Origin of the sequence: Pseudomonas sp. NFPP07 (genome assembly GCF_900115645.1) — a bacterium.
Lineage (GTDB): Bacteria > Pseudomonadota > Gammaproteobacteria > Pseudomonadales > Pseudomonadaceae > Aquipseudomonas > Aquipseudomonas chlororaphis.
The window spans coordinates 195,373-221,184 of the sequence record NZ_FOXG01000008.1 but is presented as its reverse complement, the minus strand read 5'-3'; the positions used below and the strand labels follow the sequence as shown (position 1 = coordinate 221,184).

General features: G+C 62.6%; 24 protein-coding genes. 14 read left to right on the top strand and 10 right to left on the bottom strand.

The annotated features are described in order from the left end of the window. The first annotated feature begins 9 nt into the window (after positions 1-9). The 9 genes from BM019_RS21545 (at position 10) to BM019_RS21505 (ending at position 9,707) form a co-directional block, all read left to right on the top strand. Positions 10-684, top strand: coding sequence for a DUF1028 domain-containing protein (locus BM019_RS21545; RefSeq protein ID WP_085530686.1), 675 nt, complete (start codon positions 10-12; stop codon positions 682-684). Next, on the top strand, positions 677-1,837 hold the full coding sequence (gene argE, locus BM019_RS21540; RefSeq protein WP_092420114.1) for an acetylornithine deacetylase: 1,161 nt from the start codon (positions 677-679) through the stop codon (positions 1,835-1,837). Before BM019_RS21545 ends, argE begins: the two co-directional genes overlap by 8 nt. A gap of 60 nt (positions 1,838-1,897) precedes the next feature. After that, positions 1,898-3,364, top strand: coding sequence for an aldehyde dehydrogenase (locus BM019_RS21535; RefSeq protein WP_239691096.1), 1,467 nt, complete (start codon positions 1,898-1,900; stop codon positions 3,362-3,364). A gap of 57 nt (positions 3,365-3,421) precedes the next feature. After that, a complete protein-coding gene (locus tag BM019_RS21530; protein WP_092420108.1) occupies positions 3,422-4,858 on the top strand; it encodes an APC family permease in 1,437 nt (478 codons plus the stop codon). Next, complete coding sequence (locus tag BM019_RS21525) at positions 4,855-6,237, top strand: aspartate aminotransferase family protein (RefSeq protein ID WP_092420104.1); 1,383 nt, start codon at positions 4,855-4,857, stop codon at positions 6,235-6,237. The genes BM019_RS21530 and BM019_RS21525 overlap by 4 nt, the downstream gene beginning before the upstream one ends. A gap of 54 nt (positions 6,238-6,291) precedes the next feature. Next, positions 6,292-7,332, top strand: a complete 1,041-nt coding sequence (locus BM019_RS21520) for an ABC transporter substrate-binding protein (protein WP_009044127.1) — start codon at positions 6,292-6,294, stop codon at positions 7,330-7,332. Positions 7,333-7,694: 362 nt separating this feature from the next. After that, a complete protein-coding gene (locus BM019_RS21515) occupies positions 7,695-8,330 on the top strand; it encodes a lytic polysaccharide monooxygenase auxiliary activity family 9 protein (RefSeq protein WP_092420101.1) in 636 nt (211 codons plus the stop codon). Positions 8,331-8,367: 37 nt separating this feature from the next. Then, positions 8,368-9,426 carry a chitinase gene (locus BM019_RS21510; protein ID WP_092420098.1) on the top strand — a complete coding sequence of 353 codons (1,059 nt, stop codon included), beginning with the start codon at positions 8,368-8,370 and terminating at the stop codon, positions 9,424-9,426. An 80-nt stretch (positions 9,427-9,506) separates the two neighbouring features. After that, on the top strand, positions 9,507-9,707 hold the full coding sequence (locus tag BM019_RS21505; RefSeq protein ID WP_092420095.1) for a hypothetical protein: 201 nt from the start codon (positions 9,507-9,509) through the stop codon (positions 9,705-9,707). Here BM019_RS21505 and BM019_RS21500 read toward each other — a convergent pair. Continuing rightward, positions 9,700-10,272, bottom strand: a complete 573-nt coding sequence (locus tag BM019_RS21500) for a LuxR C-terminal-related transcriptional regulator (protein ID WP_007924818.1) — start codon at positions 10,270-10,272, stop codon at positions 9,700-9,702. The genes BM019_RS21505 and BM019_RS21500 overlap by 8 nt on opposite strands. 148 nt (positions 10,273-10,420) lie before the next feature. Here BM019_RS21500 and BM019_RS21495 point away from each other — a divergent pair, with 148 nt between their 5' ends. The 3 genes from BM019_RS21495 to BM019_RS21485 are packed head-to-tail and all read left to right on the top strand — an operon-like array spanning position 10,421 to position 14,527. Beyond that, on the top strand, positions 10,421-11,599 hold the full coding sequence (locus BM019_RS21495) for an acetyl-CoA acetyltransferase (RefSeq protein WP_062826023.1): 1,179 nt from the start codon (positions 10,421-10,423) through the stop codon (positions 11,597-11,599). A 2-nt stretch (positions 11,600-11,601) separates the two neighbouring features. Next, on the top strand, positions 11,602-13,143 hold the full coding sequence (locus tag BM019_RS21490; protein ID WP_092420092.1) for a class I adenylate-forming enzyme family protein: 1,542 nt from the start codon (positions 11,602-11,604) through the stop codon (positions 13,141-13,143). Positions 13,144-13,186: 43 nt separating this feature from the next. Next, entirely contained in the window at positions 13,187-14,527 is a 1,341-nt protein-coding gene (locus BM019_RS21485; RefSeq protein WP_092420089.1) for an MFS transporter, read from the top strand. A gap of 132 nt (positions 14,528-14,659) precedes the next feature. Here the strand turns inward: BM019_RS21485 and BM019_RS21480 are convergent, their stop codons facing one another. The 3 genes from BM019_RS21480 to BM019_RS21465 all read right to left on the bottom strand — a co-directional run bounded on the left by BM019_RS21480 (position 14,660) and on the right by BM019_RS21465 (position 18,884). Continuing rightward, the gene (locus BM019_RS21480) at positions 14,660-15,571 is read right to left on the bottom strand and encodes a LysR substrate-binding domain-containing protein (RefSeq protein WP_009044121.1); all 912 of its coding nucleotides are present in this window, start codon (positions 15,569-15,571) and stop codon (positions 14,660-14,662) included. Between the two features lie 378 nt (positions 15,572-15,949). Then, positions 15,950-18,070, bottom strand: a complete 2,121-nt coding sequence (locus BM019_RS21475; RefSeq protein WP_009044120.1) for a TonB-dependent siderophore receptor — start codon at positions 18,068-18,070, stop codon at positions 15,950-15,952. A gap of 439 nt (positions 18,071-18,509) precedes the next feature. Further along, on the bottom strand, positions 18,510-18,884 hold the full coding sequence (locus tag BM019_RS21465; RefSeq protein ID WP_037004770.1) for a winged helix-turn-helix transcriptional regulator: 375 nt from the start codon (positions 18,882-18,884) through the stop codon (positions 18,510-18,512). Between the two features lie 102 nt (positions 18,885-18,986). Between BM019_RS21465 and BM019_RS21460 the strand changes: the two genes are divergently transcribed. Further along, complete coding sequence (locus BM019_RS21460; RefSeq protein ID WP_053261408.1) at positions 18,987-20,105, top strand: NADH:flavin oxidoreductase; 1,119 nt, start codon at positions 18,987-18,989, stop codon at positions 20,103-20,105. Positions 20,106-20,654: 549 nt separating this feature from the next. Here the strand turns inward: BM019_RS21460 and BM019_RS21455 are convergent. Next, entirely contained in the window at positions 20,655-21,008 is a 354-nt protein-coding gene (locus BM019_RS21455; RefSeq protein WP_009044118.1) for a winged helix-turn-helix transcriptional regulator, read from the bottom strand. A 102-nt stretch (positions 21,009-21,110) separates the two neighbouring features. On the opposite strand from BM019_RS21455, the gene BM019_RS21450 reads away from it, so the two are divergent. Then, positions 21,111-21,857: an NADPH-dependent F420 reductase gene (locus BM019_RS21450; protein ID WP_092420083.1), complete on the top strand. Its 747-nt coding sequence runs from the start codon at positions 21,111-21,113 to the stop codon at positions 21,855-21,857. 20 nt (positions 21,858-21,877) lie between these two features. On the opposite strand, the gene BM019_RS21445 is transcribed toward BM019_RS21450, so the two are convergent. The 5 genes from BM019_RS21445 to nthA form a co-directional block, all read right to left on the bottom strand. Beyond that, positions 21,878-23,170 carry a PAS domain-containing protein gene (locus tag BM019_RS21445; protein ID WP_175510704.1) on the bottom strand — a complete coding sequence of 431 codons (1,293 nt, stop codon included), beginning with the start codon at positions 23,168-23,170 and terminating at the stop codon, positions 21,878-21,880. Positions 23,171-23,281: 111 nt separating this feature from the next. After that, positions 23,282-23,959 carry an energy-coupling factor ABC transporter permease gene (locus tag BM019_RS21440; protein WP_092420077.1) on the bottom strand — a complete coding sequence of 226 codons (678 nt, stop codon included), beginning with the start codon at positions 23,957-23,959 and terminating at the stop codon, positions 23,282-23,284. A gap of 59 nt (positions 23,960-24,018) precedes the next feature. Next, complete coding sequence (locus BM019_RS21435; protein WP_092420074.1) at positions 24,019-24,459, bottom strand: nitrile hydratase accessory protein; 441 nt, start codon at positions 24,457-24,459, stop codon at positions 24,019-24,021. Then, complete coding sequence (gene nthB, locus BM019_RS21430; protein ID WP_092420071.1) at positions 24,456-25,109, bottom strand: nitrile hydratase subunit beta; 654 nt, start codon at positions 25,107-25,109, stop codon at positions 24,456-24,458. Before nthB ends, BM019_RS21435 begins: the two co-directional genes overlap by 4 nt. A 19-nt stretch (positions 25,110-25,128) precedes the next feature. Then, positions 25,129-25,767: a nitrile hydratase subunit alpha gene (nthA, locus tag BM019_RS21425; RefSeq protein ID WP_053261402.1), complete on the bottom strand. Its 639-nt coding sequence runs from the start codon at positions 25,765-25,767 to the stop codon at positions 25,129-25,131. Positions 25,768-25,812 lie beyond the last annotated feature (45 nt).

Sequence of the window (25,812 nt, the reverse complement as noted above, 5' to 3'; positions counted from 1 at the left end):
GAGTGCGCCATGACTTTTTCCATCGTCGGCCGCTGCGCCGAAACCGGCCAGCTGGGCATTGCCATCAGCTCGTCGAGCATCGCCGTCGGCGCCCGTTGTCCCTGGCTGCGCAGCGGGGTGGGCGCGGTGTCGAGCCAGAACATCACCTTGCCGGCCCTCGGCCCCCAGGTGCTCGACGGCCTGGGCGACGGCCTGGCGCCGGCGCAGGCCCTGGACCAGGCGCTGACCCGCAATGGCTACAGCCAGTACCGCCAGGTGGCGGTGGTGGATGCCCGGGGGCGCACGGCGGTGTTCAGCGGCAATCACGCGCTGGGCATTAACAACGCGGTGGCCGGTGAGCAATGCGTGGCGGCCGGCAACCTGCTGGCCAGCAGCGCGGTGATCGAGCGCATGGTCGAGGCCTTCGAAAGCAGCGAGGGCTGCCTGGCGGCGCGGCTGCTCAGCGCGCTGCAGGCCGGGCAGGACGCCGGGGGCGAGGCGGGCGCGGTGCATTCGGCGGCGCTGTCGGTGGTCGGCGAGCTGGTCTGGCCGATCGTCGACCTGCGGGTGGACTGGGCCGAGGCCAACCCCATCGGCGAGTTGCACAGGCTCTGGAGCGCCTACGAGCCGCAGTTGCAGGATTACCTGACCCGCGCCCTCAATCCGACCCTGGCGCCGAGCTACGGAGTGCCGGGCGATGAGTGAGCTGCGCAGCCGCGCCTTGCTGGCCAGGCTGGTGGGCTTTGCCACGGTCAGCCGCGATTCGAACCTGGCCTTGATCGAGTTCGTGCGCGACTACCTGCACGGCCTGGGCGTGAGCTGCGAGCTGATCTACAACGCCGAACGGACCAAGGCCAACCTGCTGGCCAGCATCGGTCCGGCGCTGGAAGGCGGCATCGTGCTGTCCGGGCACACCGACGTGGTGCCGGTGGACGGCCAGCCCTGGACGCTTGAACCCTTCAGCCTGACCGAGCGCGACGGCAAGCTCTACGGGCGCGGCACCGCCGACATGAAAGGCTACCTGGCCTCGGTGCTGGCCGCGGTGCCGCTGTTTCTCGAAAGCCCGCTGCGCCGGCCGGTGTACCTGGCGTTCTCCTATGACGAGGAGGTCGGTTGCCTCGGCGTGCGCAGCCTGCTGGAAGTGCTGCCACAGCGCATCCCGCAGCCGATGCTGTGCCTGATCGGCGAGCCCACCGAGCTCAAACCGGTGCTCGGGCACAAAGGCAAGCTGGCTATGCGTTGCCATGTGCACGGCGCGCCATGCCACTCGGCCTATGCGCCTTATGGGGTCAACGCCATCGAGCAGGCGGCGCGGCTGATCGGCCGGCTGGGGGAGATCGGCCGGCGCCTGGCGGCCCCCGAGCATCACGACGCCCGTTTTGACCCGGCGTTCTCCACCGTGCAGGTCGGGGTGATCCAGGGCGGCACGGCGCTGAATATCGTCCCGGCCGACTGCCGCTTCGACTTCGAGGTGCGTGCCTTGCCAGCCTTCGAACCCCGGGCGGTGGTGGACGAACTGCAAGGCTATGCCGAACAGGAACTGTTGCCGGCGATGCAGGCAATCAAGGCCGATACGGCGATCCGCTTCGAAGCGATCTCGGCCTATCCGGGGTTGGCGACTGCCCCTGAAAGCGCCGCCGCGCGGCTGGTAGCGCAACTCTGTGGCAGCGTGGACTTCAGCACCGTGGCCTTTGGCACCGAAGGCGGATTGTTCGAGCAGGCCGGCATCCCGGCGGTGGTCTGCGGCCCCGGCAGCATGGACCAGGGCCACAAGCCGGACGAGTTCGTCAGCGTCGAGCAGATGGCGGCCTGCGACCGGCTGATGGAGCGCCTGGCCGAATACCTCTGCAAGCACTGATAAACGACCCTTCATAAGAACAAGGAACTCGCGGTGAAAGATTTCAACGAGTGGACAGCCCTGGCGCAGCGCCAACGCCTGATCGACAGCGCCTTTATCGACGGTGAGGCGTGCCAGGCCGAGAGCGGCGCACGCTTCGATGTGGTCAACCCGGCCACCGAGAAACGCTTGGCCCAAGTGGCCGCCTGCGGTGCGGTCGAGGTCGACCGGGCGGTGCGCAGCGCCCGCCGTGCGTTCGAGCAGGGCCCCTGGGCCAGGATGGCGCCCGGCGAGCGCAAGGCGATCCTGCTGCGCCTGTCGCGGCTGATGCTGGAGCACCGCGACGAACTGGCCTTGCTCGACTCCCTGAGCATGGGCAAGCCGGTGATGGATGCCTGGAATATCGATGTGCCGGGCGCCGCCCATGTATTTGCCTGGTACGGCGAAAGCCTCGACAAGCTCTATGACCAGGTGGCGCCGAGCGCCAGCAATGTCCTGGCGACCATCACCCGGGTGCCGCTGGGAGTGATCGGCGCGGTGGTGCCATGGAATTTCCCGCTGGACATGGCCGCCTGGAAGCTGGCCCCGGCCCTGGCCGCCGGCAACAGCGTGGTGCTCAAGCCGGCCGAACAGTCGCCGTTCTCTGCCCTGCGCCTGGCCGAGCTGGCCATCGAAGCCGGCCTTCCCAAGGGTGTGCTCAACGTGGTGCCGGGCCTGGGCGAGGAGGCCGGTCGCGCCCTCGGCCTGCACATGGAGGTGGATGCCCTGGTATTCACCGGTTCCACCGAGGTCGGCAAGTACTTCATGCAGTACGCCGCGCAATCGAACCTCAAGCAGGTCTGGCTGGAGTGCGGCGGCAAGAGCCCGAACCTGGTGTTCGCCGATTGCCAGGACCTGGACCTGGCGGCCGAGAAAGCCGCATTCGGCATCTTCTTCAACCAGGGCGAAGTCTGCTCGGCCAACTCGCGCCTGCTGGTGCAGCGCTCGATCGCCGACGGCTTCATCGAGCGCCTGGTGGCCAAGGCGCGCCAGTGGCAGCCGGGCAATCCGCTGGACCCGGCGAGCCGGGCCGGGGCCATCGTCGATGCGCGGCAGACTCAGCGCATCAAGCGCTACATCGAGCAGGCCCAGGCCGAGGGCGCGCAGCTGGTGTGCGGCGGTCGGCAACTGAGCATCGACGGTTCGAACAACTTTATCGAGCCGACCCTCTTCACGGGCGTGACCGCCGACATGACCCTGGCCCGCGAAGAGGTGTTCGGCCCGGTGCTGGCGGTCACGCTGTTCGACGACGAAGACCAGGCGGTGGCGTTGGCCAACCAGCACATCTATGGCCTGGCCGCGTCGCTGTGGACCGACGACCTCAATCGCGCGCATCGAGTGGCGCGGCGGCTGAATGCCGGGACCGTGTCGGTGAATACCGTCGATGCGCTGGATGTCACCGTGCCCTTTGGCGGCGGCAAGCAGTCGGGCTTTGGCCGCGACCTGTCGCTGCATTCGTTCGACAAGTACACCCAGCTGAAAACCACCTGGATTCAACTGCGCGGCTGAGGCCTCGGAGCGCGGCACCGATCTTCAAAAAAATAGAACAACAAGACGGAGCAACCGATGAACAGCAATGCAAGCGTGCAAACCGGCGCCCTGGCGCCGTCCGCGAGTCACAAGAAACTCGGCCTCACCGCGCTGTTGGCGGTGGCCATCGGCCTGGTGGTCTCACAAGGCGTGATGGTGCTGATGCTGCAAGGCGTCGGCATCGCCGGCCTGGGCTTTATCGTGCCCCTGGGCCTGGCCTACCTGCTGGCCCTGAGCTACGCCTGCTCGTTCTCCGAACTGGCGCTGATGATCCCCCGCGCCGGCAGCCTGAGCACTTACACCGAGGTCGCCATCGGCCAGTTCCCGGCGATCCTGGCGACCTTTTCCGGCTACATAGTGGTGGCGATGTTCGCCTTGTCGGCCGAGCTGTTGCTGATGGAGTTCATCATCGACAAGGTCTACCCGCACGCCATGCCGCCGCTGACCGTGGCCCTGGGAGTACTGGCGCTGTTCACAGTGCTCAACCTGTTCAACATCGACATCTTCGCCCGCCTGCAGACGGTGCTGGCGGTGGTGATGACTGTGGTGTTGCTGGTGATGGGCCTGAGCGCGATGAACAGCGACATCGTCGCGCCCAACCCGACGCTGTTCGACAGCGCCCACTGGAACCCCCTGGGCCTGGGGGTAATCGCCCTGACGGCGATGGCGGTCTGGGGCTTTGTCGGCGCCGAGTTCGTCTGCCCGCTGGTGGAAGAAACCCGGCGCCCCGAGCGAAATATCCCGGGCTCGATGATGCTCGGCCTGACCATCATTTTCGTGATCATCAGCCTGTATGGCCTGGGCGCCTTGCTTACCGTGCCCCAGGCGGAACTGGCCAGTAACGGCCTGCCGCATTACCTGTTCGCCACCACGGTGTTCGGCGAGGCGGGCAAGGTGTTCCTGGTGACCGCCGCGATCACCGCCACCTGCAGCACCCTCAACAGTTCGCTGGCGGCGATCCCGCGCATGCTGTTCGGCATGGCTCGCAATGGCCAGGCCTTCGGCGTGTTCAAGCTGCAGGGCAAGCGCACCGGCGCGCCCTGGGTCGCGGTGCTGTTCATCGCCGCGGTCACCGGCCTGCCGTTGCTGCTGATGCACGACCATGCCGACGCGATCAACCAGCTGCTGCTCTCGGCGGCCCTGGCCTGGCTGCTGGCCTACATCATCACCCACGTCAACGTCATCGCCCTGCGTCGGCGCTACCCGCAGGTGGCGCGGCCGTTCCGTACGCCGTTCTACCCCTTGCCGCAGGTGTTCGGCATCGTCGGCATGCTGTTTGCGATCTGGAACGTGTCGCCCAGCCCGGAGATGACCTTCTCGATTTTTGCCTACGCGGGCCTGGTGCTGCTGATCGTCTCGATCATCGCCGTGCTGTGGATCAAGGGCGTGATGGGCAAGCCACTGTTCAAGCCGGAGCCGCTGGCCAGCGTGCTCGGCACCCTCGATAAAAACCCGCAAGGAGACTCGCAATGACCGTTCAGATGAAACCCGTGCGCAGCACCGGCGACTACCAGGCCGCGGATGCCGCGCACCACATTCATGCGTTCCTCGACCAGAAGGCGCTGAACGCCGAAGGGCCGCGGGTAATCGTGCGCGGTGAGGGCCTGGCGCTCTGGGACAACGACGGCCAGCGCTACCTGGACGGCATGTCGGGCCTGTGGTGCACCAACCTCGGCTACGGCCGCAAGGACCTGGCCGCCGCCGCCAGCCAGCAGCTCGAACAACTGCCGTACTACAACATGTTCTTCCACACCACCCACCCGGCGGTGGTCGAGCTGTCGGAGCTGCTGTTCAGCCTGTTGCCTGCGCACTACAGCCACGCGATCTACACCAACTCCGGCTCCGAGGCCAACGAGGTGCTGATCCGCACCGTGCGCCGCTACTGGCAGATCCTCGGCAAGCCGCAGAAGAAGATCATGATCGGCCGCTGGAACGGCTACCACGGCTCGACCCTCGGCGCCACGGCGCTGGGCGGGATGAAGTTCATGCACGACATGGGCGGGGTGATCCCGGACGTGGCGCACATCGACGAGCCGTACTGGTTCGCCCACGAAGGCGACCTGACCCCGGCCGAGTTCGGCCTGCGCGCTGCGCGCCAGCTGGAAGAGAAGATCCTCGAACTGGGCGCCGAGAATGTCGCGGCCTTCGTCGCCGAGCCGTTCCAGGGCGCCGGCGGCATGATCTTCCCGCCAGAGAGTTACTGGCCGGAAATCCAACGCATCTGCCGCCAGTACGACGTGCTGCTGTGCGCCGATGAAGTGATCGGCGGTTTCGGCCGTACCGGCGAGTGGTTCGCCCACCAGCATTTCGGCTTCGAGCCCGACACCCTGTCGATCGCCAAGGGCCTGACCAGCGGCTACATCCCCATGGGCGGGCTGATCCTCTCCAAGCGCATGGCCGAGGTGTTGGTGGAGCAGGGCGGGGTGTTCGCCCACGGCCTGACCTATTCCGGCCACCCGGTGGCGGCGGCGGTGGCCATCGCCAACCTCAAGGCCCTGCGCGACGAAGGCATCGTCAGCCGGGTCAGGCACGAGACCGGGCCGTACCTGCAGCGCTGCCTGCGCGAAGTCTTCGACAACCACCCGTTGATTGGCGAAGTGCAGGGTGCAGGTTTGGTCGCCGCCTTGCAGTTCGCCGAAGACAAGGCCAGCCGCAAGCGCTTCGCCAACGAAAACGACATGGCCTGGCGTTGCCGCACCATCGGCTTCGAAGAGGGCCTGATCATTCGCTCGACCCTGGGCCGAATGATCATGGCCCCGGCCCTGGTGGCCAGCCACGCCGACATTGATGAACTGGTCGACAAGACCCGTACCGCTGTAGATCGGACCGCCCGCGAATACGGTCGCCTGTGAGCCCAAAGCGGCCGGCGCGCGCGGGCGCGTCGGCCTATTGAGAGGAACCGCTTCATGTCCAGATCCTTGCGTTGCTGTGTTCCCTTTACCCTGGCCCTGTTGTGCACCGCGGTTGCGGCCGCGCCGCAGAGCCTCACCGTCATCTCCTTTGGCGGTGCCACCAAGCAGGCCCAGGACAAGGCCTACTTCCAACCTTTCACCGCCAGCGGCGCAGGACGCGTGGTCGCCGGCGAATACAACGGGGAACTGTCGAAAATCAAGGCCATGGTCGATGTCGGCCATACCAGTTGGGACGTGGTCGAAGTCGAAAGCCCGGAGCTGCTGCGCGGCTGCGATGAAGGCCTGTTCGAACGCCTCGACCCGGCGCGCTTCGGCGACCCGGCGCAATTCGTGCCGGGGACCCTGAGCGAATGCGGGGTGGCCACCTATGTCTGGTCGATGGTCATGGCCTACGACCAGGACAAGCTGGCCAAGGCGCCGACCTCCTGGGCGGATTTCTGGAACGTCGCCGACTTCCCCGGCAAGCGCGGCTTGCGCAAGGGCGCCAAGTACACCCTGGAAATCGCCTTGCTCGCCGACGGGGTCAAGCCGGACCAGCTGTACCAGGTGCTGGGGACTCCCGAGGGCGTGACCCGGGCGTTCGCCAAGCTCGACCAGATCAAGGGCAATATCCAGTGGTGGGAGGCGGGCGCGCAGCCACCGCAATGGCTGATCGCCGGGGACGTGGTGATGAGCGCGGCCTACAACGGGCGGATCGCCTCGGCGCAGAAGGAAGGCATGAAGCTGAGCATCGTCTGGCCGCAAAGCCTGTACGACCCGGAGTACTGGGCGGTGGTCAAGGGCACGCCGAACAAGGCGCTGGCCGAAGACTTCATCGCCTTCGCCAGCCAGCCGCAGACCCAGAAGGTGTTCTCCGAGGAGATCCCCTACGGGCCGGTGCACCGTGACGCGCTGGCGCTGCTGCCGGCGGCGGTGCAACGGCAGCTGCCCACCGCCGAGGCCAACCTGGCCGGCGCGCGGGCGGTGGACGCGGAGTTCTGGGTGGACCATGGCGAGGAGCTGGAGCAGCGCTTCAACGCCTGGGCGGCGCGCTGAGGTCAATGGCAGCCAGCGTCGTAAAGGAGGGCACCCGTTCTTTGTAGGAACCAGCTTGCTGGCGATAGAGGCAACGCGGTGTGCCTGATGCGACGCTTCGCGAGCAAGCTGCACTCCTGCAGATGCAGATTGGGTATTGGCCGCATCGCCGGCAAGCGCCGCCTGGACAGGTAGGACTTTTGCTTCAAGTTGGGTAGGAGAAATCTAGTGGTACTGGTTATATATCCAGTATTCTCGGGAGATTCCTCTGCCAGCGTGATGCAGACCGAAAAATGGGCCCGTGGACAGAAATTCCAGCTCGGTTAATTTGCAGACCTCTCCTTTGGAAAGGGAGAGTTTCTTAAATCAATGGAGCAATAAACATGAACCAACCACAAACCCAATCACCGCTTCGCCACGGTCGCGTCACCTCCCCAGCCTCCCGCGGCGCAGTCGCCATCGACCTCGGCCTGCTGGGCGGCTGGCAGGTCAATGAAATGGAAGGCGGCAAGAACTTCCCGGCCCTGGCGGCGGGTCCGTTCCCTGCACCGTTCAACACGGACAACCCGAGCGACGTGCCGCCGGCCGATGGCTTCATCCTCAGCGGTGGCAAGACCGATGCCCGGGACTGCGTCAACTTCACCGATGAGGAGATGAGCAAGAAACTCGGCCGCGCCTTCACCTGGCCGACGCTCAACGTCGATCCTGGCCAGATCTTCAAGGTGACCTGGCAGTACACCGCACCGCATACCACCCGCGGCTATCGCTGGCTGATCACCAAGGACGGCTGGGACCCGAAACAGCGCATCACCCGCGCCCAACTGGAGGCTCAACCTTTCGCCGAGGACTTCTATCCGCAGGTGCCTTACTACAGCCATGCCGGCGAACTGAAGGCCAAGGTCGATCATGAAGTGAAGCTGCCGGCCAATAAAAAGGGCCGTCACGTGATTGTCCTGATGTGGATCGTGGCCAATACCGGCAACGCCTTCTATCAGGCCTTCGACGTCGACTTCAAATAAGTCTGCGGATCATTAAAACGTTCTGAAGGACTAGAACATGTCACAGATTGACTTTACCCAACTGAAAGCGCCGCTCGATGATGCCGCGTCGCGGATGCCGAGCCTGGATGGCAAGAAAATCCTCATGGGCTATTGGCACAACTGGCCGGCCGGCCCCTCGGACGGCTACCAGCGCGGGCAGTTTGCCAATATGAACCTGGAGGATGTGCCCCGCGACTACAACGTGGTGGCCGTGGCGTTCATGAAAGGCAGCGGTATTCCGACGTTCAAGCCGTACAACCTGTCCGATGCCGAGTTTCGTCGCCAGGTGGGCGTGCTGAACAGCCAGGGCAGGGCGGTGCTGATGTCCCTGGGGGGCGCCGACGCTCATATCGCGTTGAACCCGGGCCACGAACAGCCTCTGGCCAATGAAATCATCCGCCTGGTGGAAACCTACGGTTTTGACGGGCTGGACATCGATCTTGAACAGAGCGCGATTGACTTCGCCAGCAACAAGATCGTCCTGCCGGCCGCGCTGAAGCTGGTCAAGGATCACTATGCTGCCGAAGGCAAGCATTTCATCATCAGCATGGCGCCGGAGTTCCCCTACCTGACCGCTGCCGGTCGATACGTCGACTACCTCAAGGCGCTGGAAGGCTACTACGACTTCATCGCGCCGCAGTTCTACAACCAGGGCGGCGATGGCCTCTGGGTTCAGGAGGCCAACAACGGCAATGGGGCCTGGATCGCCCAGAACAACGACGCCATGAAAGAGGACTTCCTCTATTACCTGACCGAAAGCCTGGTCAGTGGTACTCGCGGTTTCACCAGGATTGCCGCTGACAAATTCGTCATTGGCCTGCCCGCCAACGTCGATGCGGCGGCCACCGGATACGTGGTCAACCCGACGGCCGTTGCCAATGCGTTCAAACGCCTCCACGCCAAAGGGCTGTCGATCAAGGGCCTGATGACCTGGTCGGTCAACTGGGACAATGGGTTCAGCAAGGACCACGTGCCCTACAACCAGGAATTCAGCCGGCGCTATGGGCCGTTGATCAACGGTGGCAAGCAGTCTTCCTCAACCCAGGATGAGCCCCACCCGCAGACCGCCCACTAGCGCTCGATCAAGGAGGCATCCGGCAGACGTGCCGGATGCTCGACAGTCAAGCCTGTTGACTTGATCGCTGAGGGCAAGCAATGAAAATCCGATGTCGCAAGGCATCGGATTTTTTTGTGGATGAGGCCTGCAGAAGCAAAACCGTCTCCAGACGCAGTGTCGAGATGGATGCCGTCAACCAGATCCTGGCTGAGGGCGGTAGGGTGGAGGGCGTGAATATCGGGCCATTGCAGCTGCTGCGCATCAGTGCCCGCGACAGGATTGGGCAGGCGCTCAGCTGATGAAGATGATCTTCGACACCAGCTCTGCGCTGTTCTTGGCCTGAAGCTTCTTCATCAGCCGGGCGCGGTGGACTTCCACGGTACGGTGGGAAATGCCCAGCTTGCGTGCCACTTCCTTGCAGGTCAGGCCATTGACGATATGCAGCGAGATTTCCCGTTCGCGCGGGGTCAACTGGATCATCGGCGCCGGTTGGCGGTCCAGGCGCTCGAAATGCCAGACCATCAGCTTGAACGGATCCTCGGCAGTCAGGGAAAAACCGTGGGCGCGGGCCCAGAACACCTCGCCGTTGCGATGCTGCATGAAGCGTTCGTCGGAGTAGAAGGTGCCGGGTCCGTTGCGCAGCCAGTGCTCGCTGCGTTCGCCGATGCTCTGGTAGTCGGCCTGGGAGGGGTACAACAGCAGGGTCAGGTGGCCTTGCAAGTGTTCGCGCTCGTAGCCGAACAGGCGTACGAAGGCCTGGTTGCAGTCGAGCATCCGGCGATGCCCGGTGATCATCTGCGGCGCGGGGGAAACCTGGAAGGCCAGGCGCTCGAGGTCCTGGAATTGCTGGGCGTGTAGAGTCATCGGGCATCCTGCCTCGGGTTTATCGGCGCGTCTCTTTTTTTTGGGGGCGGGGGACTACTTACTGCCGTACGTAGTTCCCCCAACTAGCGTGTGATTCGGGTGTTGAATCATTGTATGGAATACCCGCTTCAAGGAAGAAGAAAATCACATGATTCACGATTCCGTATCCATCGTCGCTGCCGCCCATAGCCCTTTCGGTCGCCTGGACGGCCTGAACCTCGAGGACCTGATCGTCCAGGTTACCCGCGAGGCCCTGGCCGACGCTGAGATCGAGGCTGCACAAATCGACGCGCTGTTTCTCGGGCACTTCAACTCCGGCCTGGTGGCGGATGGTTTCCCCGCCTCGCTGATGCTCCAGGCCGATCCGCAACTGCGCTTCAAGCCCGCCACTCGCTGTGAGAACGCCTGCGCCTCCGGTTCGGCGGCGATCCAGGCCGGGATCAACGCGATCCGCAGCGGCGCCGCCGAACTGGTACTGGTGGTCGGCGCGGAGAAAATGACCGGCAACAGCACCGTCGAAGTCACCCGGGCCCTGGCCGGCGCCGGCTACCAGAACACCCTCCAGGAGGCCGGCATGAGTTTCGCCCAGCTTTTTGGCCGGGTGGCGCAGCAGTACGCCGACCGCTACCACAACCCGATGTCCTCGATGGCCATGATCGCGGTGAAAAACCATGCCAATGCCATGGCCAACCCCCTGGCGCAGATGCACCGAGTGATGGATTTTGAACACTGCAACAACGTTTCCCAGGGCAACCCGCTGATCGCACCGCCACTGCGCCTGACCGACTGCTCGTTGATCAGTGACGGTGCGGCGGCGATCATCCTGGCCTCGCCCCAGCGCGCCCGTTCGATGCGACGCCAGGTGGCGATCCGTGCCATGACCCAGGTGAACGACTTCCTGCCCTTGTCGAGCCGCGACATGCTGGCCTTCGAGGGGCCGCGACGGGCCATCCACGGGGCCTTGCGCCAGGCCGGCGTGACCCTCGGCGACCTGAGTTTCGCCGAGGTACACGACTGCTTCACCATCGCTGAATTGCTGATCTACGAAGCCATGGGCCTGGCGCCCAGGGGCGAAGGGCACCGGGCCCTCGACGACGGCACCGTGCGCCAGGGCGGACGCCTGCCGGTGAACCTGTCCGGCGGGCTCAAGGCCAAGGGGCATCCGGTGGGGGCCACCGGGGTATCGATGCATGCCCTGGGCTTTGCCCAACTGATCGGCAAACCCATCGGCCTGGGTGTGCCCGCTGCCGAGTTCGGCTTGCTGTTCAACATGGGCGGCATGGCGGTGGCCAACTACGCCAGCGTTCTGCAAGCGGTCAAGGTCTGAGGATGAACATCGCCCATTGGCTGCGCGATGCAGCCCAGCGCTGGCCTCGGCGGGGAGCTCTGTTCGAGGGCTGCCGCCAGGTCGCCGACTACCAGGCGTTTGCCGCGCAGGCCAGGGCACGAGCCCTGCAACTGCGACATGAGTACGGCATCGAGCCTGGCGACCGAGTGGCGCTGCTGCTGAAGAACAGCTGCGGTTATCTCGAACTGTTGTACGCCATCTGGTGGAGCGGGGCGGTGGCGGTTCCGATCAACTGCAAGCTGCATGCACTGGAAGCCGCCTGGATTGCCGGCAATGCCGGGGCCCGGCTGATCTACACCGATGAGGGCCAGAGCTTCGACACCGTGGCCCTGCCTGCCGGTTGCCGTGAACTGGCCGCGCCCGGGCTGACCGTGCAAGGCCGGGTGCCGGGCGATGAACTGGTGGAGCCGCACCTGCGGGAGGACAGCGACCTGGCCTGGCTGTTCTACACCTCCGGGACCACTGGCCGCCCCAAGGGGGTGATGTTGTCCCATGGCAACCTGATCGCCATGTCCTTGTGTTATCCGCTGGACGTGGATCCGGTGGCCGGCGATGACGCCGTGGTCTATGCCGCGCCGATGTCCCATGGCGCCGGCCTCTACAATTTCATCCATGTGCGCTGTGGCGTCCGGCATGTGGTGCCGACATCCCAGGGGTTCCAGGCGGCGGAGTTGTTCGAGCTGGCGCAGGCGCTGGGCCAGGTCAGCCTGTTTGCCGCACCGACCATGCTCAAGCGCATGGTGCAGCAGGCCCGGCAGCAGGGCTATTGCGGCGAAGGGATCAAGACCATCGTCTACGGCGGCGGCCCGATGTACCTGGCGGATCTCGCCCAGGCCCTGGACACCTTCGGCCCGCGGCTGGTGCAGATCTACGGCCAGGGCGAATGCCCAATGACCATCAGCGCCTTGTCCAGGGAGACCATTGCCGACCGCGGGCATGTTGACTGGCCGACCCTTGCTGCCTCGGTAGGGCGTGCCCACGCTTGCGTTGAGGTGCGCGTGGTGGATACTGCGGGCCAACCCCTGGCTGCCGGGGAGAGGGGGATAATCGCCGTGCGCGGGGCTGTGGTGATGCTGGGGTACTGGGACAATCCGCAAGCCACCCGGGAGGCCCTGGTGGACGGCTGGCTGCTCACCGGTGACATCGGTTTCCTGAATGAGCGGGGTTACCTGACCCTGACCGATCGCAGCAAGGATGTGATCATCTCCGGCGGCAGTAACATCTACCCGCGGGAAGTCGAGGAAGTGCTGATCCAGCACCCCGAGGTATTCGAAGTGTGCGTGGTGGGGGAGGCCGACCCGCAGTGGGGCGAGTCGGTGGTGGCCTTCGTGGTCCCGCGTTCGCCCGGAAACCTCGATGCGCAGGCGCTCAACCTTTGGTTCCTGGCGCGCATGGCCTCGTTCAAGAAACCGAAGAAGTACCTGTTTTGCGCCGAGCTGCCCAAGAATAGCTATGGCAAGATTCTCAAGACCCGCTTGCGTCAGTGGTTGCAGGACCCCACCGGGCCCTTGAGCAACCTCTGAAACGCGGCATTTCATGGATAGCACTACGACAGGAGTCCCCACGATGGGCGTGCCACCTTCCAACCCCCAGCGCCAGCGGCGCCGGGCCTTCATCGGCGCCACTTCCGGCCACTTGATCGAGTGGTACGACTATGGCGTCTACGGTTTCCTGGCCTTGTACATCGGTAAGGCCTTCTTCGTTTCCGACGATCCCACCAGCAGCCTTCTGGCAAGCTTCGCGGCCTTTGCCCTGAGCTTCTTCATCCGGCCCTTGGGCGGCCTGTTCTTCGGCCCCCTGGCCGACAAGATCGGCCGACGCAAGACCCTGATCACGGTGCTGGTGATGATGGCCGGCTCCACCTGCCTGCTGGGCCTGTTGCCGACCTACGCGAGCATCGGCATCGCCGCGCCGGTGATCCTGGTGCTGGTCCGCTGTGTGCAGGGTTTCTCTGCCGGTGGCGAGATCGGCACCATCACCAGCTTCATTTCCGAATACGCCAGCCCAGGGCGCCGGGGATTCGCCACCTGCTGGCTGATGGTCACCGCTGTGCTCGGCCTGCTCCTGGGTGGCGCCGTGGCCAATGGCATGACCTGGGCCCTGGGCGCCGAGCTGATGCAGGATTGGGGCTGGCGGATCCCGTTCCTGATCGCAGGTCCCCTGGGCTTCATCTCGCTGTATATCCGCCTGAAACTGGAGGACAGCCCGGAATTCCTCGCCTTGCTGCAGGCCGGGCAGACCTCCAAGGCGCCGCTGCGCGAGGTTTGGCAGTGGAAGCGCCCTATCGCTTTGGTGTTTTTCATCATCACCCTGCATAGCTCGATCTTTTACCTGGTGCTGACCTTCGCCTCGACCTATATGTCCAACACCCTCAAGTTCGACAGCGGCACCACCTTGCTCTATGTATTTGTCGCCAGCCTCTCGGCGGCGGTGGTCATGCCCTTCGGCGGCGCCTTCACCGATCGCTACGGACGCAAGCCGTTCCTGATGGTGATCGGTACCCTGGCGACCCTGGCCATGTACTGGTTCTTCAAGGCCGCGCCCAGCGCGACCCCGGCCACCTTGTTCTGGCCGCTGATGGCCGTGGCGATCCTGTTCGGGCTCTATGCGTCCTCGACCTACGCGCTGATGAGCGAGCTGCTGCCGACCCGCATCCGCTCCACCGGCATCGCCGTGGCCTACAACATCCCGGTGGCGGTGTTCGGCGGCAGCGCGCCGCTGATTTCCACCTGGCTGATCAAGCTCACTGGCGACATCACCGCGCCCTGGTACTTCTACGTGGCGACCGGGGTCGCGTCGCTGCTGGCCCTGCTAGTGCTGCGCAAGGAGGACTTCGTCGCCTGTACCCACGACGTCCGGCACCAGGGGCCTGGGGCTTCGCAACTCCTGGTCAATCCGCAAGCTTAAGCCCACCTGTCAGCGCCGGCCCCGGCTGGCTGGCGCCATCCGGCCGGGCGTCGCGGCCTGGCGGCCAGGACGTCGGTATGGGGCAGTGGTGGGCAACGCATCGGGGGGCGATCCGCTCCTGCTCGCCGGCCCTCAGGCGAGCCAGGCCTTGAACTGCTCCTTGCAGTAATCGACGAACAACTGCGCAGGCTTGGTCAGCTGCGCCCGTTTCAGCCAGCCGGCCACCAGCGCCGAGCCGGTGACATCCTCGGCAATCTCCACACAGACCACTTCCTGGCCGTCATAGGTGCTGTTGCCGTGGGGCCTGGTCACCAGCAAGGCAAAGCCGAACCCCTGGCCGACCATGCCGCGTACCATCTCGATCGACGGCGAGCCGAAGACGATATTCGGCGTCAGTTGCAGCTCCTCGAAGATGCTCACGAAGTAGGTGCGGCTGGGCTGCACATCCAGCAGGATCATCGGCTCCAGCACCAGGTCGCGCAGTGACACCTGGGCCTGTCCGGCAAAACGGTGCCCGGCCGGCACCAGGGCATACGGCCGTTGCGGCGCCATCAGCGCCTCGGTCTCGATGGTGCTGTCCAGGTCGTGTTCGTAGAAGATCGCCAGGTCGAAGCGTCCGCCGGTCAGGCCCTGCACCAGTTCCTGCTGCTCGCCGTCCTGCAGGCGGATCTCCACCCCCGGAAAACGCTGGCGAAAGCCGGCGATCAGCCGTGGCAGGTAGAGCGGGGCGACCGTCTCGAAGCAACCGATATCGATCTGCCCGCACACCACATCGTTGTCGGCCAGGGCGTTCTGCTCGAACTCGTGGGCCATGCGCAGCAGTTCCTGGGCCTTGCGGTAGAAACGCGCGCCGCCCGGGGTCAGGGACACGCCCTGGGCGTGATGGCGGATCAGCAACTGCACGCCGAAGCTGTCTTCCAGGCCCTTGACCGCCGTGGAGATCGAAGGCTGGGCGATGTACAGCTTGCGCGACGCCTCGGCGACGCTGCCACAGTCGACGGTGGTGACGAAATACTTCAATTGACGCAAGGAATAGGACGCCACAGTGCACCTCTGGCCGATGGTTTTGCTCCACGATACCCGCTCCGCGGGCCGGCGCTGCAGCGGATTTTGCTCGGCAGTGGGCATATTTTCGCTGGGTAGGCGTTGCACGCCGCGCAAGGCGCCCGGGCCGCCCGGCAGCCTGGGGAACGGCTCGCCCCCGGTGAAGCGTGGCGAAATAGCCGCGACCGAATGACGGATGGCGAACGCTGGGCGGCTGGGTTGTGGGCGACGGGACAATGCCGCCAGGGGCGCGGAGGTCGACAGGGGTGGTGCGGCTGCGCGAGCGGCCAATGCAAGGGCCTTCGCAGGGGGATCTGCAAAAGCCCTCACAGGCAGGCGTGCAGTTCTTCGGTGCACGCCTTGGAACAAGCCTTTCAATTAGAAGGTGTAGGCAATCCCCGCCTGCACCGTGCGCGGCGCGCCCGGGTAAACGTAGGTATTGAACGCGCCTTCGTCATAGCCCTTGTTGAACAGGTTCTTCACGTCCAGGTTCAGGCGCACGTGTTCGTTGAGCCGGTAGAAGCTCAACAGGTCGACCACGCTGTAGCGCTCCATGGTGTAGGTGGTCGCGGCGGTCTGGCCGGCGCGATCATCCACGTACTTCACGCCCATGCCCAGGCCCAGCCCTTTGGCCACGCCGTCCTGGAATTCGTAGGTGTTGAGCAGGCTGAAGGTGTTGCGCGGGATGTTTGCCAGGCGTGTGCCATCGGCCAGCGTGTTGTCCTTGGTCACCTCGGCGTCCACGTATGCGTAGCCGCCGAGCATGCGCCACTCGGGGGTGATGTTGCCGGCGATGTTCAGATCGATGCCACGGCTGCGGACTTCACCGGCCGCCACGCTGTAGTTGGAGTCGACCGGGTCGACGGTCAGTACATTCTGTTTGACGATGTGGTAGATCGCGGCATCCACGCTCAGCTGATGCTCCAGCGCTTCCCACTTGACGCCCAGTTCATAGGACTTGCCTTTCTCCGCGTCGAACCCGCCCCCTTCACGGCTGGCGCCGTTGTTCGGCTTGAAGGAGCGCGCGGTGTTGGCGTACACCGCGACAGTGTCGGTAAGGTCGTAGATCAGGCCGAAGCGCGGGGTGACCGCATTTTGGTTCTTGGTGAAGTCGCGGGTGGTGCTCAGGTAGTCGTCATAGTCGTGTTCGAAGCGCTCGAAACGCACGCCGGCCAGGGCTTTGAGGCGTTCGGTCAAGGCCACTTGGTCCTGCACGAAGAGGGCCCAGGTCTTGAGGTTTTCCTTGTCGTGGGTGGTCGTGCGGGTGAGGGCCGGACGCGGCTGGCCCAGCACCGGGTCGAACAGGTCGATCGGGTAGGCAGCGGCACCGGCGGCGGAGCGCTGGATCAGCGATTGGTAGTGGTAGTCCTCATATTCCACACCGGTCAGCAGCGTATGGCTGAAACCAGCGAGGTCGAAATAGCCGGTCAGGTTCAACTGCATATCGCGGTCGCTCCACTCCAGCTTGCGGTAGTTGAAGTTGCGCCCCAGGGTGCGGCCATCGGCCTGCAGGGCATTGGCTTCCACGGCATTGCCTTGCAGCTGGCCATCCAGCCATTGCACGCCACCGGCCAGGGTCCAGTCCTCGTTCAACAGATGCTCGAAACGCAGCTGGGTCATGTTGTTGTCGTTGTGCAGGGTATTGTCCAGGCCCTTTTCCCAGACGTTGGTGTCCCGCGAGGCGCTTCCTTTCTGGTTGGGGTAGCGAGTCAGGCCCCGGTCCAGCGGATGGTTGTTGCGCATGTAGTCGCCTTCGAAGGTGATGCGCGTGCTGTCGTTGACCTGCCAGCTCAGCACCGGGGCGACGTCGTAGCGTTCGGTTTTGACATCATCGCGAAAGCTTGAGCCGCCTTCGCCCAGCAGGTTCAGGCGGTAGGCCAGGGCGCCGCTTTCATCCAGCGCGCCGGTGGCGTCGAGCGTGGCGCGGTGCATGCCTTGGTCGTCGAGCTGGCTGCCCAGGGTCACCTTGGATTCAGCCTGCGGCTGCTTACTCACCACGTTAAAGGTTCCGCCCGGGTCGCCACGGCCGTACAGCGAACTGGCCGGGCCGCGCAGGACTTCCAGGCGCTCGATGGTGTTGGCGTCCGGCGCGTTGGGATAACCGCGGTTGATCGGGAAACCGTTGCGGTAGAACTCGCCGGTGGTAAAGCCGCGAACGGTGAAGGTGGTCAGGCCCTGTCCGCCGAAGTTGTTGGCGCGGCCCACGCCACCTGCGTAGTCGAGCGCATCCTGCAAGCGCGTTGCGCTGATGTCTTCCACCACATCCTTGGGCACGACGCTGACGGACTGCGCGGTTTCATGCAGGGCGGTATCGGTGCGCGTGGCGCTGGCCGAACGGGTGGCGCGATACCCCTGCACCGGACCGTCGGCGCGCTCGGCAGCGGCATCGGCGGTGATGCTGGTGGCCTGCAACTCGAGTGAGGAAGCGCTGGATTGATCGGCCCAGACAACAGGGGAAACGGCGTGCAGCAGGCAAAGCGAAACGAACGTACGACGCATCGACAGGACGATCCAGAGCAGGAGAGGGGAGGAAAAACCGCAGCATACTATATGCTAATGCTTATCATTAGAAGCGTTGGTTGGGGTACCAACGTACCGATAACAGGGCCGCCCATCGGCACCCGTCGGCACGGAGAAAACGCCCGCGTCGCTCGCCCGCTCGAGGCTTGTATCTACCCCTGTGGATTACCTGATTCTGGCGAAATGCCCATGCTGGAAAACGCCATCAAGGTCGATGTCGTGGTGGTCGGGGTGGAATGCTGTGATCTTAGAGCGCCCCGGTATCAGGGCTATCGAAACGCTGGCGATGGTGACGTGTCGCAGGACCGCTGGTGCGTACTCAACGTCCAGGATGGGTTTAGGAATACCGCCAGCAGATCTATCAAGTAATGCGTTGCAGGTAGCAGTGGCGGCGAGTCAATGAAAAAGAATCACACCGTCAACTTACCTCCGCGGCCTCGTCAAACTTCAACCGGGCCGCTTCAACCTCGGGCAATTTGTCGAGTGTCCATTTATGCAATTCGCGAAATGGCTGCTGCAGTGTTCGACCCAGTGGGGTGATCTCATACTGGACTGCCACGGGCGAAAACGAGATGACCTGGCGCGAGACAAGACCATTTCGTTCCAGCCGCCGCAAGCACTGTGTAAGCGCCTTCTGAGTGACGCCCTCCAGGCGACGCCTGATGGCGTTAAAACGGTGCGGCCCGTCATCAAGTACCGCCAGAACCATCATCGACCACTTGTCTGCGATTTGGTCGAACAGTGCCCGGCTTGGGCACTCCGACGAAAAACATTGCGGCTTTAATTCCAGCATCGAAGTTTCCTCATATATACCTAGGCGACTCTAGGTGCCTAATTGACATTTGGTTTACAAAATATACTTATGTGGCTTCCAAAAGCAAACGGAGTCCATCCAATGTCAAACCCTGATACCAGCATTTTATTTCGTCCTTTTTCCATCCGGTCGCTTGAGCTGAAAAACCGGATTGTCATGGCGCCAATGACGCGTCTGTTCTCACCCGAAGGCATCCCGGGTGAAGCGAGCACTGCCTACTACCGGCGGCGGGCAGAGGGACGTGTTGGGCTGATTTTGTCGGAAGGCACCGTGATTGATCGCCCAGCATCGCGCAATGATTCCGGCATTCCTTTTTTTCACGGCGAAGCGGCGCTGGCTGGGTGGAAAAACGTGATCGATGCGGTCCACAACGCTGGCGGGCGCATGGCACCGCAGATCTGGCACACCGGTGCCGCGCGTTACATCAACGACTGGGAGCCAGATGCGCCAGTGGAAAGCCCGTCGGGCCTTGATTCGCCAGGTGACCTGCGTGGTGTGGCGATGAGTGAAGAGGACATTGCTGACACGGTAGCAGCGTTCGCCAAGGCCGCAGCGGATGCCAAACGGCTGGGCTTCGATACCGTTGAGATCCACGGAGCCCATGGTTATTTGATCGATCAGTTTTTCTGGTCTGGTACCAATCTGCGCACCGACCGCTACGGCGGCCCGACGATCAAGGAACGTTCGCGTTTTGCCAGTGAGATAGTGTCTGCTGTTCGTCATGCTGTTGGCCCTGAGTTCCCGATCATCATGCGTGTCAGCCAGTGGAAGCAGCAGGATTACGGAGTACGCGTCGCTGAAACGCCAGCTGTGATGGAAGACTGGTTGTTGCCATTAGTCGAGGCGGGTGTCGACGTCCTGCACTGCTCACAACGTCGCTTCTGGGAACCCGAGTTCCCCGAGATTGACGGTGAGAACGGCCTGAACTGCGCGGGCTGGGCGAAGAAAGTAACCGGGGCCGCGACCATCAGTGTTGGTTCGGTTGGGCTAGAAAATGATGTTACTAATGCCTTCGCCGGCAAGGGTTCAACCCCTGCGAGTCTGGATCGGCTTGTCGAGCGCATGGAGCGCGAAGAGTTTGATCTGATCGCTGTAGGGCGTGTTCTGCTGAGTGACAAGGATTGGGCCGCCAAAGTTGAAAAAGGCAATTACGCGGATCTGAAGGGTTTCAATCCGGCATCTTTAGCCGAATTGGTTTGAGCCTTGTTGCGGAGTGCAGAGTGCGATGCCACAAAGGTTTTAATCTGAAGTAATCAGAGGTCTAGCCTCCGATGCTGAGAGGTCCAGATCGTCATCTGCTGTTGAGTGCGCCATGACTGTTACTGTTTCAATGACCGGACGTGTTAAGGCCACTCAACATCCGCGTAAATTAGGATTGCATGCAGTGTGGCCCGGGCGTTTTCGCACAGGCTACACAGCGTCACTAATGAACGTAGCGCTAGATTCTGCATGGCTGCCTGGGCCATGTGCTCCAGCTTGATCGCGCTATGGCAGTGACTGGTATTCAGTGCGTCTCCGCATACGGGATGAGCAACCCATATCTGGCAAATCCTTGGTCGTTCGGAAGAGGATATGGGCGGTGAGTCGATAGCCTAAGTGGAGTCGGCTGGTTAGAAGAGAACCGAAGAATCGGCACTCGCTACGACAAGCAGGCAAGACGCATTGCAGCCATGGTCACTGAAGGCTACGTGATATGCAGCTGTACTTTCCGTACAAGCCGGGATTGTGCCGTTCGCAACTCGATGGCGCTCAGCTTTGCTCATGCCTCAACTCCGCCCATTCAATCAACGCCTGAATTGATGGCCCGAGTGCATGGCCGATAGGCGTCAGTTGATACTCCACCTTGGGAGGAACCTGCGGGTACACCGTCCGCAGCACGATCCCGTCCCTTTCCAACTGCTTGAGCTGTTGGATCAACATTTTCTGATTGATCCCTTCGATAAGCTTTTCCAAATCCGAGAAGCGAAGCGCGCCCTTTGCCGCGAATAGCTGGCAGAGGATGATGATCTTCCATTTCCCCTCTAGTACACGAAGTGTCTCGGTCGTTGCCTCAGCCCATGCTCGTCGATTTTGAGGATCGCCGCAGTTCCATTCCCGTTCCATTTCTTTCCCTCAAGTGGGTTACCCACCTTTTAGTGTGTACTTACCATTATCTCATGAGCACTCTAAAATCGGTGCAAGACAATCAATTCAGGAGACCGGCCCATGAAAATAGGCATTATCGGAACCGGTAATATCGGGGGCACCATAGCCCGAAAGCTCGGAGCTGCTGGGCATGAAATTCGTGTAGCAAACTCTGGAGGTGTCGATGGCGTTCGAGCGTTTGCCGAAGAAATTGGAGCGGAACCTGTAGACATTCGAGGCGCGGTGGATGGAGTGGACGTAATCGTGCTATCGATACCTCTACCTGCTGTGAGCGCACTCCCTTCTGACCTGTTTAGCTATGTACCCGAAAGCGTCCCGGTGGTGGACACGAGTAATTACTACCCTGGTTTGCGTGATCCCCGCATTGCTGAAATCGATCAAGGAATGACGGAAAGTGTCTGGGTTTCAACGCAGGTTGGGCGCCCTGTTGTCAAAGCTTTCAATAATGTGCTGGCCTATACACTGGCAGAGCGAGGTCTTCCAGAGGGTACTCAAGGTCGCTTGGCGGCAGCGGTAGCGGGCGATAATGACAAGGCCAAGGAAACGGTAATGTCCCTGGTTAACCAAGCTGGCTTCGATCCGGTTGACGGAGGTTCTCTGGAAGAGTCTTGGAGGCAACAACCGTCCACGCCTGGCTACTGCTGTGATTACGACGCCAAGACCATGCGCAGGGCATTAGCGGCGGCAGTTAAGGGGCAGGCAGCAGCGAAACGAGATCAACTGCCCCAACACTTCGAGTGGCTTGGAGCAAACCCAAGCCATGACGATGTTGTAGCAATGAACCGATCCTTCAACCCGCTGGATTAACGTCCAGGCCCAGCTTGAACTCAGTACCTCTCGATCATGTCGGCCGCCTGTTGGGTCGCCTGGCTGGTCCGGGTCGCCAGCTTGCGGACCTCGTCGGCGACTACTGCGAAGCCTCTTCCGGCCTCACCGGCCCTGGCCGCCTCTATGGCCGCGTTCAGGGCCAGTAGGTTGGTCTGTTTGGCGATACTTTGGATGGCGGCGACTATCTGCGTCAGCTGAGCGAGGTTTTCCTGCATCGCTTGATGCTGCCGTTCCTGAGTCTGGCGCAACTGGCTTTCCTCGCGGAAGGAGTGCACGTCTGTGATCGCCCCCACAGTACGCAAGGGCGTGCCATCGCTGCCTCGCTGGGTCTGACCTCTGCCTCTGAACCAACGGTACTCGTCGTTGCGGTGCCTGAGGCGGTAGGTCACATCGAAGGGTGTTTGGCCGGAGCGGTCGGCGACATGTTCGACAAACGCCTGCACGGCACGCTGGCTGTCTTCGGGATGCAGGCGGGACAACCAGCTTTCGAACACATTGGGAAACTCTTCGATGGTTTCGTAGCCGAGCAGGCGACGCATCTGTGACGAGAACCAGATGACGTTGTGCGGATTGGCTGGATCGCCTGCGATGATATTGATGTCCCAGAGTGCGTCCTGAATGCATTCGCGGGAAATATCGAAGCGGGCTGAAAGCATCGTGAATTCTTCGTCTCGCAGACGCTGCGTGTGGATGTCACGCACAATACCGACGCTGACCTGTGGCATGCCCTGTTTGTCACGGAGCGTTTCGCCGGCGATCTGGACCCAGCGGTATTCTCCCGAGTGGTTCGCGAGGCGCACCTCCACCTGGTAGGGAGCATGCCCGCTGCGATCGGCAAGGTGATGAGCCAGGGCATCCAGGTTGGCCTGGCGGTCATCAGGGTGAAGGCAATCGTTCCAGGGGCCTAGATAGACGGGGAGGTCCGCTTGGATGGGCAGGTTGCCGAACCATTGCAGTACTGCGTCGCGGGCGGGCTGCAGGCTGCCATCGAGCTGCAATTTCCAGAGCAAATCACCCGACCCGCATGCCGCCAATTGCCAAAGTTGTTCTTGAGCGTGCAGCTGCGTTTCGTATTCACCCAGCTGAAGCTTGAGGCGTTGCTGTTCAGCATTAAGGTCGACCACGCTGGCCCGGAGCGCCGTGCGATCGGCGAGCAGGCGTTCGATGCCGGCCAAGACCCGTCGCAGTGACGAATCCTTCGCCGCTATCGATACATTCTCGCCGTCGTGCTGTTCCAGCCGGTCGCCGAGGAGCTTCAATTCCTTGCGGGTGCTATTTCTGAAAAACATCAAATACCTCTGGTTTTACTCACGAGGTTTCGGGGCGGTTCTTGCTCTTGATGCCCCGGGCATCACGGTCTTCGAATGCCCGGGGCAGTCTGACCTGGACTGGAGTATGTCGGCTCAGGCAGCCTGGTACAGACGGCGCTCGACCAGCGCGCTACCACGCAGGCGATGGGTTGCCTTGGCACCGGCCAGCACGGCCAGGTCCAACAGCGGTTCGAGGGTGACGACGGTCATGTAGGCACTGCCGAAGGTCAGAATTGACAGTGCGTTTTCCGCTGTGAAGCCTTGCCCGTAGAAGGCCCAGAAGGCAACCCAGGCAACAATGCCCGCCTGGAAGGCGGTCGACAGCCCCAGCGCTTGTCTATAGCTCAGTTCCACATACGGTGTGTTTGGCGCGATGATGCGTTTCGCCAGGGCGGCGACTGCGAGCAGCGGTACCAGAAGGGTGGTGACGTTCATGCCGTATTGCGGCAGGTCGAATGGAGCGAAGAACAGACTCTGGATCAGCAGTCCCAGGGCGAGCCCCGCTGCCGCGGGTGCGGCGCCAAGCAGCAGAAACAGGGTTGACCCCAGGATGAGATGCACCTCGGAAACACCGACTGGATAGTGCGGTAGTAGCTCGAAGAAGCTGAATACCAGGGCCGTGGCAGTGACAGTGCGAGCCAGCAGCGAGAAGACACCACGCTCACCTATGGCTTGCGCAGCGAGTTTGAGGGTGTAGGCGCCGACACCTGCGGCAGTGACATAGCTCAGCCAGAGTTTTCCAGCTTCCACCAGATTAGGTTCGATATGCATGACGATTGCCCCTTGGCCGCTTCGCGACCTCGAAAGTAAAAAACAGGACGGCTCAGTCCTCAGCTTGTGGCACGGCTGATCGCTACTGGCTCGTGCCGCGGCAGGTGTTCGTGCCCGTTTCCATGGGCCGGTGGGCAACTCGCGTTGAGCAGCGTTACCGGTTGTCCATGGGGGGTATTCAAGTAAGCTTGCTGCCATTCCTCGCTGCGCTGGGTGATGTCTTCCATACCCGCTAAACCGAGTGTGGTGACCATTCTTTCCATGGCTGCGATCCATTGCCGGTAGTAAGTGTCGTTGACGCTTTCTCCGGGTTGCGCCGGGCTCGCCTTGATCTCGTCGCTGAATACCTGCACCCAGTCTTTCCAGGGAAACAGACCGGTTTGGTGCAGGTGTAGCAGCAGGGAAAAAGCCTGGGCCTGCCAAGGTTTGTCGAATACCGGGCCTTCATCGTCGAGAGACAGGCCGGCTATTGGGGGGATGTGAGACATGTTGGCGTTCATACGGCCTCCAGATAGTTGTCCCAAAGATCAATGCAAACACTGTCCGGTCGCGCCACTCCCCACAGTTCTGTAGCACTGAAGCGAACGGCATAGACCTGTTGGGGTTGTTCGCCTAGACCGTGGGCCATCGTGTCTGGGGTGGCAAACGCGCCATGTGCAATCTCGATGGTCCCGACCTTGCCGCGCGCGTAGCGCGGCAGTCGGGTGTGGGTGGTTGGATTGAGGTTCTTGGTCCGCACCCGGTCACCGACCCGGAAGCGGCCGCCGACAGGTTCCTTTGCCCGGGAAGAGGCGCCTCCGAGGATCACCGCCTCGACGATGTCCGGTGTGAGCACCGTTGGGGGCTGTGCCGGTGAGGTCGGCTTGACCGTGCCCTGCAGTTCGGCAGCGCTGATCACGCCTTTTTCCAGCAGCAGGGTCTCGAAGGCGTGAAGCCAGTGTTCGTAGTAACTCGACTGCAAGTATTCAGCCGGTTCCATGCGTTCAATGGAGTGTCGGAACTCGTCGACATTGAAGTGTCCGCCGACGAAGAGCGAGGCGAACAGCGGAAAGATCCTGCGCTCCCAGTCGTGATGGAAGACGGGTTCATTTTCTTCGGTGAGCACTGGGCCGAAACCGTGCATACCGCCTAAGTCGTGTACACCGTTCATGGTTTTCTCCTTCTCGGGTTCAGGCTTCGTCGCCCGGCGTCCTGGGCAGGCCAGTGCCGATCATGGCGTCACGCGTCACCAGCTCGACCAGTCGTTCCTCGCTCCAGCCGTCAGTGCCAGCCGGACGTTCCGGCAGTACCAGGTAGCGCAACTCAGCACTGCTGTCCCAGACGCGAACTTCCTTGTCATTGGGAATAATCAAACCGAATTCGGCCAGCACGCTGCGCGGATCGATGACTATCCGTGACCGATAGGGCGCGGATTTGTACCAGGCTGGGGGCAGGCCCAGGGTCGGCCAGGGGTAGCAGGAGCACAGCGTGCAGACCGTCACGTTGTGCACGGTCGCGGTGTTCTCCACCACCACCATGTCTTCGCCCTGCACGCCGGAGAAACCCAGTTCGGCAATGGCCGCAGTGGCATCTTCCAGCAGCCGATGTTTGTAATCGGGATCGAACCAGGCCTTGGCGACCACCTGAGCGCCGTTGCGCGGGCCGACCTTGTGCTGGTAAGTGTCCACCAGAGCGTCCATGGCGGTTGGGTCGACCAAGCCCTTTTCTATCAACAGGGATTCGAGCGCCTTGACCCGCAAGGCGATGGCCTCGGGGGGCTCGGTGTGGTCGTGGTCGTGGTCGTGATGATGTTCGTGGGTGTGGCTCATGTATTGGCTCCTCTGAAGTTGATACTCACGTTCAGTGCGACTTGC